An 11,100-nucleotide genomic window follows, 5' to 3' on the forward strand; every position below is an offset into this window, starting at 1 on the left:
ATAATTGGCTCCATGTAAGTGGTTATCATCATGTGTTCAAATCATGTGTTCAAATCATGTGTTCAAATCATGTGTAACCAAACAGTTAATTTGTTATAGTTTAATTTCGATTTAATTCAGCATACATAATATTTACGTTTACGCCAACGTAAATCTAAAATCAACATTTTTGCGGCTGGTAAAACTGTAAACTTATCTGTATTTTGTTGTATGAAAAATCGAACATCTGCTTACAAGGCTAGATAAATAAAGCTTTTCAACAAATCCAACCAGTTATCTTTATAAGTCTAAAGTATAACTCCTAAATCACCCTTTACCTTTACGTAAACTTCACTTATATTGATGTTATTCGAATGAGGTAAATAAATCATGAAACAAGACAATCAAACAAACTTTGAAAGCGCAGCAGTTGAACCTGCTAGCAATGAGCAAACGTTTAGTATCAGCGAACTAGCAAAAGAATTTGATATTACAACCCGCTCTATCCGCTTTTATGAAGACCAAGGCTTGATCTCACCTGATCGCAATGGTCAAACCCGTATTTATTCAAAACGCGACAAAGTAAGACTAAAACTTATTCTACGCGGTAAACGCTTAGGTTTTACCTTGGCCGAAACGGGCCGTTTGTTTGAACTGTACGACGCAGATAAATCAAGCGCTAAGCAGCTAGTGACTATGCTTGACCTTATCGCAGAAAAAAAAGCAGACCTAAGCCAACAGATGGACGACATTAAAGTTGTACTGATGGAATTGGTTACAGCAGAACGCCGCTGTCGTGAAACCCTTAATAATTTAGACGAATAACCTGACAACAATCTCGTCAACAGACTCTCACAGGAACACACATTATGAGCACTATTTCACTATACAAAGAAATGAACTTCGGACTTGGCGAAACAGCAGACATGATCCGCGATCACGTTAATAGCTTTGCGAGCCAAGAAATTGCCCCACTTGCAGAACAAACAGACGTAGACAATGCCTTCCCTAATCAACTTTGGCCACAGCTTGGCGAAATGGGATTATTAGGTATGACAGTACCTGAAGAATTTGGCGGTGCAGGCCTTGGTTATCTTGAACATGTTATTGCAATGGAAGAAATTAGCCGTGCAAGCGCATCGATTGGTTTAAGTTATGGTGCTCATTCAAACCTATGTGTTAACCAAATTAACCGTAATGGGTCACAGGCTCAAAAAGAAAAATACCTCCCTAAGCTTATCAGCGGTGAGCACATTGGTGCCCTTGCGATGAGTGAGCCAAATGCGGGTTCTGATGTTGTATCAATGAAATTAAAAGCTGAGAAGAAAGGTGATGTATTTGTTCTTAACGGTAACAAGATGTGGATCACCAATGGTCCAGATGCCGATACCTTTGTTATCTATGCTAAAACAGATTTAAATGCTGGCCCTAAGGGCATCACAGCGTTCATCGTTGAACGTAACACACCAGGATTTTCTACTGCGCAGAAGCTAGACAAACTTGGTATGCGTGGCTCTAACACCTGTGAATTAGTTTTCGAGAACTGCGAAGTACCAGCAGAAAACATTCTAGGTAACTTAAACGAAGGTGTAAAAGTACTTATGAGTGGCCTTGATTATGAGCGTGTTGTTTTAGCTGCTGGCCCGCTTGGCATTATGCAAGCATGTATGGACATTGTGGTTCCTTATATTCATGAGCGTAAACAATTTGATAGCCCAATAGGTCAATTCCAACTTATTCAAGGCAAAATTGCTGACATGTACACGCAAATGAATGCAGCTCGTTCATACGTTTACACGGTAGCTCGTGCATGTGACCGCGGCGAAACAACGCGTAAAGATGCCGCTGGCGCGATTTTATATGCCGCAGAGCTGGCAACTAAGATGGCCCTTGATGCTATCCAAATCTTAGGTGGTAATGGTTATATCAACGAATACGCGACAGGTCGTTTATTACGTGATGCAAAACTATATGAAATTGGCGCAGGTACCTCTGAAATCCGCCGCATGCTAATTGGCCGCGAATTATTCACTGAAAGCCGATAGGACCTTGTTATGACGATTTTAAAATCGAGTGTAAATCCACACGATCCGCAATTTATGCAAAATCACGACAACATGGCCGCTCTCGTAAGTGATTTACGTGAAAAAGTCGCTGATATCCGTTTAGGCGGTGGCCCTGCCCTAATTGAGCGCCACCAAGGCCGTGGTAAGTTGTTTGTACGTGATCGTATTGAAACGCTACTTGATGAAGGCTCGCCATTTTTAGAGATTTCACAATTTGCTGCCTTTGGTGTTTACGAACAAGCGATTCCTTGTGCCGGTGTTGTTGCTGGTATTGGTCGTGTGAAAGGCGTTGAATGTATGATCATCGCCAATGATGCAACCGTAAAAGGCGGTACATACTTTCCACTAACAGTGAAAAAACACCTACGTGCTCAAGATATCGCAGAGCGTTGTCATTTACCCTGTATTTATTTAGTTGATTCAGGCGGTGCAAACCTGCCTGAACAAGATGATGTATTCCCAGATAAATTACACTTTGGCCGCATTTTCTATAATCAGGCACGTATGTCTGGTAAAGGCATTCCACAAATTGCAGTCGTAATGGGTTTATGTACCGCAGGTGGTGCTTATGTACCAGCGATGGCTGATGAAAGTATTATTGTAAAAGAGCAAGGTACAATTTTCTTAGCAGGCCCGCCACTGGTTAAAGCAGCTACGGGTGAAGAAGTAAGTGCTGAAGAGCTCGGTGGTGCTGATGTTCACTGTAAAACATCAGGTGTTGCGGATCACTATGCTGAAAACGATGCCCATGCACTTTCGATTGCACGCCAATGTATTGAACGAATTAACTATCAGCGCCCTACTGCACCGTTACTTGATGATGTTAAACCGCCGCGTTACGACATTAACGAAATTTACGGCATTGTGGGTACCGACCTTAAAAAGCCATTTGATGTACGCGAAGTGATTGCCCGTGTTGTTGATGATTCATCATTTGATGAATTTAAACGCTACTTTGGCGAAACCTTAGTAACCGGCTTTGCTAAAATCTTTGGTCACCCAGTCGGTATTGTTGCCAACAACGGCATTTTATTTAGTGAATCGGCGCAAAAAGGCGCGCACTTTATTCAGTTATGTGCACAACGCAAAATTCCTTTGGTGTTTTTACAAAACATTACTGGCTTTATGGTTGGTAAAAAATACGAAGCCGAAGGTATCGCCAAACATGGGGCGAAAATGGTTACCGCTGTGTCATGTGCTGATGTACCAAAATTCACCGTATTAATTGGTGGCTCGTATGGTGCAGGTAACTACGGTATGTGTGGCCGTGCATTCGAACCTACCATGATGTGGATGTGGCCAAACGCCCGTATCTCTGTAATGGGTGGTGAACAAGCAGCTGGCGTTCTAGCACAAGTTAAACAAGACGGTTTAGCCCGTAAAGGCGAAAGCATGACTGATGAGCAAGTCAGTGAGTTTAAAAAGCCAATTATCGAGCAATACGAAAAACAAGGTCATCCATATTACGCCAGTGCCCGCCTTTGGGATGATGGCATTATCGATCCTGCTGATACTCGCAATGTATTAGGGCTTGCCTTAAGTGCAGCTAAAAATGCACCAGAGCGCGATTCGCAGTTCGGCGTATTTAGAATGTAATGGAGGCCTTATGTCAGTAACACTCGAAATAACAAAATCAAATGTGGCTGTACTGGTACTAAGTCGCCCAGAAAAACACAATGCATTTAACGAAGAAGTCATCAGTGAGCTGATCCGTTTAATTGAACACGCAAATAGCTGTGATGTGCGCGCACTGGTTTTAAAAACCGACGGTAAGCACTTCTCTACTGGCGCTGATTTAAACTGGATGAAGTCGATGGCTGGCAATGACTTTGCAGAAAACTTAGCGGACTCTATGCAGCTAGCAAAGCTTATGAAAGTCCTTGCTACAAGCCCACATCCAACAATTTGTGCCGTACAAGGTGCTGCATTTGGCGGTGCGTTAGGCTTGATTGCGTGTTGTGATATCGCGATTTGCCAAGACGATGCGCAATTTTGCTTAAGTGAAGTAAAGCTTGGTCTTATTCCTGCAGTTATCAGCCCTTATGTCATTAAAGCTATTGGTGAACGCGCTGCACGTCGTTACTTTTTAACGGCTGAGATTTTTGACGCACATACAGCCAAGCAACTGGGTTTAATTCACCAGATCACTGGCGATTTACAAACAGCACTCGACAAACACTTACAAAACCTTATCAACAATGGTCCTGTTGCTGTTAAAGCAGCAAAACAGCTAATCAATGATGTCGCTGGCAACGTAATAGATGATGCACTGATTGAGTTAACCGCAGAACGCATTGCACGCATTCGTGTATCTGAAGAAGGCCAAGAAGGCCTGACTGCATTTTTTGAAAAACGTGCCCCTAACTGGCAGAAATAGGAACCATTATGACAACAAAATCATTGAAAAAAATTCTCGTTGCCAACCGTGGTGAAATTGCCTGCCGAGTTATGCGTACAGCAAAGCAAATGGGCTTAACTACGGTTGCAGTGTACTCAGATGCTGATAAACATGCTCAGCACGTAAAGCTTGCTGATGAGGCGTATCACATTGGCCCTGCGCCAAGTAAAGATTCGTACTTAGTAGCAGACAAAATAATCGATGTAGCTAAACAAGCAGGTGTTGATTGTATTCACCCGGGTTATGGTTTTTTATCTGAAAACTGTGACTTTGCACTCGCGTGTGAGAAAAATGATATCGCCTTTATTGGCCCGCCAGCATCAAGTATTGAAGCCATGGGTTCAAAAACCCGCGCTAAAGAAATTATGCACCAAGCAAATGTACCATTAGTGCCAGGCTACTATGGTGACAATCAAGATACAGATTTCCTACAAGCTGAAGCTGAAAAAATTGGTTATCCAGTACTGATTAAAGCGGCCTTTGGTGGCGGTGGTAAAGGCATGCGAGTTGTTGAACACGCAAAAGACTTTATCGGTGCACTTGAAGGCGCAAAACGTGAAGCAAAAGCCGGCTTTGGTAACGATTTAGTACTGTTAGAGCGCTATGTCACCAAACCGCGCCATGTTGAAGTACAAGTTTTTGCCGATAGCCATGGTAACTGTGTGTACTTAGGTGACCGTGACTGCTCTTTACAGCGTCGTCACCAAAAAGTAATTGAAGAAGCCCCTGCTCCGGGTTTATCTGATGCACTTCGTAAAGAAATGGGTGAAGCTGCGGTACGCTGTGCCCAAGCGATTAACTATCGCGGTGCAGGTACGGTTGAGTTTTTATTATGCGGTGATGAATTCTTCTTCATGGAAATGAACACCCGTTTACAAGTAGAGCACCCAGTAACAGAAATGGTAACCGGTGTTGATTTGGTGAATTGGCAAATCAATATTGCGGCAGGTGAAGCATTACCACTTAGCCAAGCAGATATTCAGCTACAAGGTCACAGCTTTGAAGCGCGTATTTATGCAGAAGATCCAAGTAATGACTTTATTCCGTGTTCTGGCCACATTGACGCCCTATTCACACCGAACGAATCTGAATTTGTACGTATAGATACAGGGATTGCAGCGGGTGATGAAATTAGCCCGTTCTACGATCCTATGATTGCTAAATTAATTGTTCATGATGATAACCGTGAGGCAGCGCTTGGGCGTTTATCAAAAGCACTAGAGCAATTCCACCTTGCAGGTTTTAGCTGTAACGTTAATTTCTTACATAATCTTGCTAACCACGCTACTTTTCAAGCAGGTGCACCCGATACGCACTTTATTGAAGACCAAGGTGAGCGCCTTGTTGCTAAAAACGAGCAACAGTCTGTTATTGCGACCGTTGTGGCAGCCTATGCGTATGCACATCAACTAAAAGGTGAAAGCAGCAGCCCATGGCAACAATTAACAGGCTTTATGCTAAACAGTGATGCTAAAACAACAATTCCGTTTGTAGATTTAAACGTTCATGCGGTTAAGACCTCAGATGGCTTTAAAATTAGCTTAGATGGGGTTGACTATACAACCTCGGGCAAGGTTGAAAATGGCCTTGCGAACCTAGTCATTAATGGCGAAAAAGTTGTAGCTCATATTAATCAATCAGACTCTTACATTACAGTGATGTACAAAGCACAGCAAACGGTGCTAGAGCTGATTGATAAACACTATATTAGTGAACACGAAAGTGACGCGTTGCCACTCGCTGCACCACTCAATGGTACTGTTGTTAAACATTTAGTTGAGGTGGGTAGTTCTGTCGCTAAAGGTGATGCGGTTGTCATCATCGAAGCGATGAAAATGGAATACACCCTTAATGCCCCGCATGATGGTGTATTAACCAGCTATTGCTTTGCTGAAGGTGAACTGGTGAGTCATGGTGATATGCTCGCGATTGTTGAAGAGCCGGAGGCGTAATGGCACAGTTTCCTGATTTTGTTCGCATTGTAGAAGTTGGCGCCAGAGACGGTTTGCAAAATGAAGCCGCCGTTAGTACCCAAGATAAAGTATCTCTTATCAACGCCCTTGCAGATGCAGGGCTTAAAGATATTGAAGCAGGCGCCTTTGTGTCACCTAAGTGGGTGCCACAAATGGCTGACTCTAGCGATGTAATAAGCGCATTAAAATTGCCAGACGTTAACTTAAGTGCCCTCACCCCTAATTTACGGGGTGCAGAGGCAGCAAAACAAGTCGACATTCAAGAATTTGCAATCTTTACAGCAGCAAGTGAAGCGTTTTGTCAAAAGAACATTAACTGCTCTATTGATGAAAGTATTGACCGCTTTAAGGATGTTATGGATTTTGCCAAAGCGAATAACATTCGTGTTAGAGGTTATGTTAGCTGCGTCATGGGTTGTCCATATCAAGGTGATGTCGACTACAATGATGTATTAAAGGTATCAGAGCGATTATTAGAGCTTGGTTGTTACGAAATTAGCCTTGGCGACACCATTGGTGTAGGTACGGCGAAAAAAGTCGATGAGTTATTAGATTTACTCTTGCAACATATTGATAAATCAAAGCTCGCTGTACATTTTCACGACACATACGGACAAGCGCTCACAAATATTTACACCGCCCTAACACGCGGTATATCAACGGTTGATAGTGCTGTTGCAGGCCTTGGTGGTTGCCCTTATGCCAAAGGTGCGTCAGGAAATGTTGCCACTGAAGATGTAGTTTACTTACTACAAGGACTTGGCATAGAGCATGGTATTGATTTAGAAATACTGGCGAAAGCTGGTTGGGCTATTTGCCGTGCATTAAATAAACAACCTGTCAGCAAGGTATCACTTGCTCTAAAGATCACTCAGAATAATTAAGGAGTAGGCTCATGGCCGGTTTCGATAAAGTGGTTTCAAGTTATGAAGCTGCAATGGAAGGTTTAAAAGATGGCGATACAATTATCGCTGGTGGCTTTGGCTTGTGTGGTATTCCTGAGGGACTTATCAGTGAAATTAAGCGTAAACAGACTAAAAATCTAACTGTTGTTTCGAATAACTGCGGTGTCGACGATTTTGGTTTAGGTGTTTTACTTCACGATAAGCAAATTAAAAAAATCATCGCTTCTTATGTGGGTGAAAATGCGCTTTTCGAAAAACAACTACTCGATGGCGAAATTGATGTTGTTTTAACTCCACAAGGTACACTTGCTGAGAAGATGCGCGCCGGTGGTGCGGGTATTCCTGCGTTTTATACTGCTACAGGTTACGGCACTCCGGTTGCCGAAGGCAAAGAAGTCAAAGAATTTGATGGTCGCCCGTATATCTTAGAAGAGTCAATTACAGGTGAGTTTGCCATTGTTAAAGCATGGAAAGCCGACCGCTACGGTAATCTTGTATTTCGCCACACCGCAATGAACTTCAACCCGATGGCCGCGACAGCAGGAAAAATTACCGTTGCTGAAGTAGAAGAGATTGTTGAACCAGGTGAACTTGAGCCAAGCCAAATTCATACCCCAGGCATTTATGTTAATCGCGTGATCAAAGGCGACTTTGAAAAACGCATTGAACGTGTAACAACTCGCGATTAAGGAGCAATAAAATGGCATTATCACGTGAACAAGTTGCAATGCGTGTTGCACAAGAACTACAAGATGGCTATTACGTAAACCTAGGTATTGGTATCCCTACTCTGGTTGCTAACTATGTACCTGACGGTATCGAAGTTATGTTGCAGTCTGAAAATGGCTTATTAGGTATGGGTGCGTACCCAACTAAAGACCAAGTTGATGCAGATATGATCAACGCGGGTAAAGAAACCGTGACAGCAGCCACAGGTGCAGCAATATTTAATAGTGCAGATAGTTTTGCCATGATACGGGGTGGTCATGTAGACTTAACAGTATTAGGTGCATTTGAAGTTGACCAGAACGGTAACATCGCATCGTGGATGATCCCAAAAAAGCTAATTAAAGGCATGGGTGGCGCGATGGACCTCGTTGCTGGCGCGAAGAATATTATTGTTACGATGACTCATGCAAGCAAGCATGGCGACTCTAAGTTATTAGAAAGTTGCACTTTACCGCTAACTGGGGTTAACTGTGTAAAGAAAATCGTAACTGATTTAGCCGTACTAGAAGTTAAAGACGGCGCATTTCATCTAATCGAACGCGCTCCAGGCGTGTCGGTAGATGAAATTATTAGCAAAACGGCAGGCAAATTGCTTGTTGAAGGTGATGTTCCAGAGATGGTTTTTTAAACCACTCACATCCCATGTACCGACCTCATTCCCAGTGCCAATGGCGCTGAGTTACCCAAAATCCCTCGCAAGAGGGATTTTTTTTATCTAAAGTCAGCCTTTCGCCGCACCATTTTGTCACATAAATAGTATAAAACGCCCTGCTTTAGTGAATTGGCAGTATCTAATACTGAGACTATGACGAAATAGCTAAAACTGCTAAGATCACTTTTTTACTAAACATTTGCCTAAACATAGATTAAACGAGCGATTAAAGGCTGTTTTTTATACAATATGGCAAGAGTTAGCTATATTCATTCTTTACTCTCTATTTTTTTACATTTTGGGATAATAATTGCTTAGCAGTTAATTAACTAACAAGCGCTATTGAGACTTACTGAAATTAACTATGCAAACACCTATTCGTGGCCTACGCTCATTTTGTTTTGCTGCTCGCACCCTTAGCTTTAAAGATGCAGCAAACCAGCTTTACCTTACACCGTCTGCCGTAAGCCATCAGATCAAACAATTAGAAGAACAATTGGGTATTGAACTATTTGAACGTCAAACCCGTTCAATTCGCCTAACAGCGGCTGGTAAGAATTTTTATGACTCTGTATCACCGCTTATTAAAGCGCTAGAAAAAACCATTAATGAGTTTAGTCAGTTACAAGAAAACGTAACGATCAGTATTACACTACCTGAGTTTTTCGCCAGTGAGCTTTTAATGCCAAAACTGAGCGAATGGACCAGTGAGCACCCAAATACAAACTTACAGCTTAATACCTTAAAAACGCGTAAAGAGCTGACTAAACAAAGTGACTTGTCGATTGTATTGTCTTCGTCTAAACCGCATGAAGGCGTTGTACATGAGCTATTTTCGCTATCGTATACACCAGCTTGCAATAAAGAAAACTGGCAAGCATGGCAAGAAAACCCGTTTCAGGCTTTAAATGAAGTTCCTCTTATACTTCATAAAGCGCGTCCTTGGGCTTGGCACCAATGGGCAGAGCATGCTGGTATTGATGACTTTGCACCAAAACAAATTATTCAGGTTGATAGTATGTTTGGTGTGGCACGTGCCGCGCAACAGGGTATGGGTATTGCCCTAATCCCCTTGCCTATCAGTCAGACTTGGTTTGATGAACAGTGGTTATTTAATTTCACCGATATGCCATTAAAAACGAAAGATAAATATTACTTAGTTCAACACGATCCTAGTGAAACTAATGCACAATTAGAGCTATTTATAAAATGGATGCTTGATACTTTCAAACATCTAAAATAAAAGATTAAAGACCCTCAATTTTGTTGAGGGTCATTTATCTTTAAATTAGCTTTTAGACTTGCTGACTAAGATACTCACTTTGTTTTCACCTATTTCGAAAGACGCTTGTTTACCATATTCCACAACAAAAGAAGGTGTAAAATAGCTGCCAGCGAGTGTGATTGATGTTTCTACAGCTGCCGTATTATTTTGTTGTGGTATCACTGTAACTTCATAGCTAAACCCCTCACCTATAGAGATGGTCGCAGGTTGTTTCTCTTCCACCAGCATTACTGGCGATGCTAGTAGCTCATTCGCTTTATAAACAGATGTTTCAACTTGAAAGCTATCAGCTGCGAAACAACTTGTTGATGCTAAAAATACGCCTGCTACTAAACCTAACTGTTTTTTCATATTTATTTCCTTATCTCATTTATAGGGTTTGTCCGTAATTAATATCAGTTAGTACGTTTATTTGATACAAGAAACTTCAGAATGTTAACTTTCTCTATCAAAGCTCTCGATAATAAACATCAATGGTATGTGATATGGCTTCATAGCGGTTATTTTCATGTTTAAAACAGGCTTTGCGCAGTTCCTTCTCTTCGTAGTTTTTACCTGCCACGACGACTTGATCGAGAGTTTGTGAATTTGCACAGAATTGATTTGATGAAATTGTTTCTACTTTGACTGATTCAGCTTTTGAGCGCGGTAATGAACTAGGCTTAGGATTTTGCTTCATGCCTTCAAGTAACTGAGCTTTAGTAACAGGTAGAGTATCTGACCCTATGCCTGGAATATGCAATGTTTGTCTAATCGTATAGTTTTTACTTAATAATGGCGTAAACAAAGATACATCATTGCTCAAATAAGCCTGCTCAAAATTAAGGTAAACAGCAACTTTATCTTCAGCTGCATTGGCAATAACAGGCCCTAAAAGTAACAACACAAATATCAGTTTCATGGTTATACGCTTATTCTGAATAAATTAAGTCATCAACTACACATACCATCATAAAGTACCGATTTTATTTTTAATTAACAACAATTTGTTTGTTTTGCGTACTCAACTCCTTTATTGTTCTTTATCGTAAACATTACCTATTTAAACCCCGTATCTGCTTTATCGGGGTCAGATCAATCGGAGTCAGATCAGACGGCTGACGGCTGACGGCT

General features: G+C 41.7%; 11 protein-coding genes. 9 read left to right on the forward strand and 2 right to left on the reverse strand.

Annotated elements, in window-relative coordinates; genetic code table 11:
• Positions 1 to 369: 369 nt before the first annotated feature.
• From CWC02_RS00520 to CWC02_RS00560, 9 genes are all read left to right on the forward strand, one after another.
• Positions 370 to 804, forward strand: a complete 435-nt coding sequence (locus CWC02_RS00520) for a MerR family transcriptional regulator (RefSeq protein WP_054553803.1) — start codon at positions 370 to 372, stop codon at positions 802 to 804.
• 44 nt (positions 805 to 848) lie between these two features.
• Positions 849 to 2,024, forward strand: coding sequence for an isovaleryl-CoA dehydrogenase (locus tag CWC02_RS00525; RefSeq protein WP_054561519.1), 1,176 nt, complete (start codon positions 849 to 851; stop codon positions 2,022 to 2,024).
• 9 nt (positions 2,025 to 2,033) lie between these two features.
• A complete protein-coding gene (locus CWC02_RS00530; RefSeq protein WP_138615832.1) occupies positions 2,034 to 3,641 on the forward strand; it encodes a carboxyl transferase domain-containing protein in 1,608 nt (535 codons plus the stop codon).
• A gap of 10 nt (positions 3,642 to 3,651) precedes the next feature.
• Positions 3,652 to 4,422: an enoyl-CoA hydratase/isomerase family protein gene (locus CWC02_RS00535; RefSeq protein WP_138615834.1), complete on the forward strand. Its 771-nt coding sequence runs from the start codon at positions 3,652 to 3,654 to the stop codon at positions 4,420 to 4,422.
• 8 nt (positions 4,423 to 4,430) lie between these two features.
• On the forward strand, positions 4,431 to 6,395 hold the full coding sequence (locus tag CWC02_RS00540; RefSeq protein WP_138615836.1) for an acetyl/propionyl/methylcrotonyl-CoA carboxylase subunit alpha: 1,965 nt from the start codon (positions 4,431 to 4,433) through the stop codon (positions 6,393 to 6,395).
• Complete coding sequence (locus tag CWC02_RS00545) at positions 6,395 to 7,300, forward strand: hydroxymethylglutaryl-CoA lyase (protein WP_138615838.1); 906 nt, start codon at positions 6,395 to 6,397, stop codon at positions 7,298 to 7,300. Before CWC02_RS00540 ends, CWC02_RS00545 begins: the two co-directional genes overlap by 1 nt.
• Positions 7,301 to 7,311: 11 nt before the next feature.
• Positions 7,312 to 8,010: a CoA transferase subunit A gene (locus CWC02_RS00550; protein WP_054553797.1), complete on the forward strand. Its 699-nt coding sequence runs from the start codon at positions 7,312 to 7,314 to the stop codon at positions 8,008 to 8,010.
• A gap of 11 nt (positions 8,011 to 8,021) precedes the next feature.
• Positions 8,022 to 8,678, forward strand: a complete 657-nt coding sequence (locus CWC02_RS00555) for a 3-oxoacid CoA-transferase subunit B (RefSeq protein WP_054553796.1) — start codon at positions 8,022 to 8,024, stop codon at positions 8,676 to 8,678.
• Between the two features lie 388 nt (positions 8,679 to 9,066).
• Complete coding sequence (locus CWC02_RS00560) at positions 9,067 to 9,945, forward strand: LysR family transcriptional regulator (RefSeq protein WP_054553795.1); 879 nt, start codon at positions 9,067 to 9,069, stop codon at positions 9,943 to 9,945.
• A 45-nt stretch (positions 9,946 to 9,990) separates the two neighbouring features.
• On the opposite strand, the gene CWC02_RS00565 is transcribed toward CWC02_RS00560, so the two are convergent.
• Positions 9,991 to 10,338 carry a hypothetical protein gene (locus tag CWC02_RS00565; RefSeq protein WP_138615840.1) on the reverse strand — a complete coding sequence of 116 codons (348 nt, stop codon included), beginning with the start codon at positions 10,336 to 10,338 and terminating at the stop codon, positions 9,991 to 9,993.
• 97 nt (positions 10,339 to 10,435) lie between these two features.
• Positions 10,436 to 10,888 carry a hypothetical protein gene (locus CWC02_RS00570; RefSeq protein ID WP_138615841.1) on the reverse strand — a complete coding sequence of 151 codons (453 nt, stop codon included), beginning with the start codon at positions 10,886 to 10,888 and terminating at the stop codon, positions 10,436 to 10,438.
• Between the last annotated feature and the right edge of the window lie 212 nt (positions 10,889 to 11,100).

The organism is Pseudoalteromonas sp. S2721 (assembly GCF_005887425.1).
Classification (GTDB): domain Bacteria; phylum Pseudomonadota; class Gammaproteobacteria; order Enterobacterales; family Alteromonadaceae; genus Pseudoalteromonas; species Pseudoalteromonas simplex.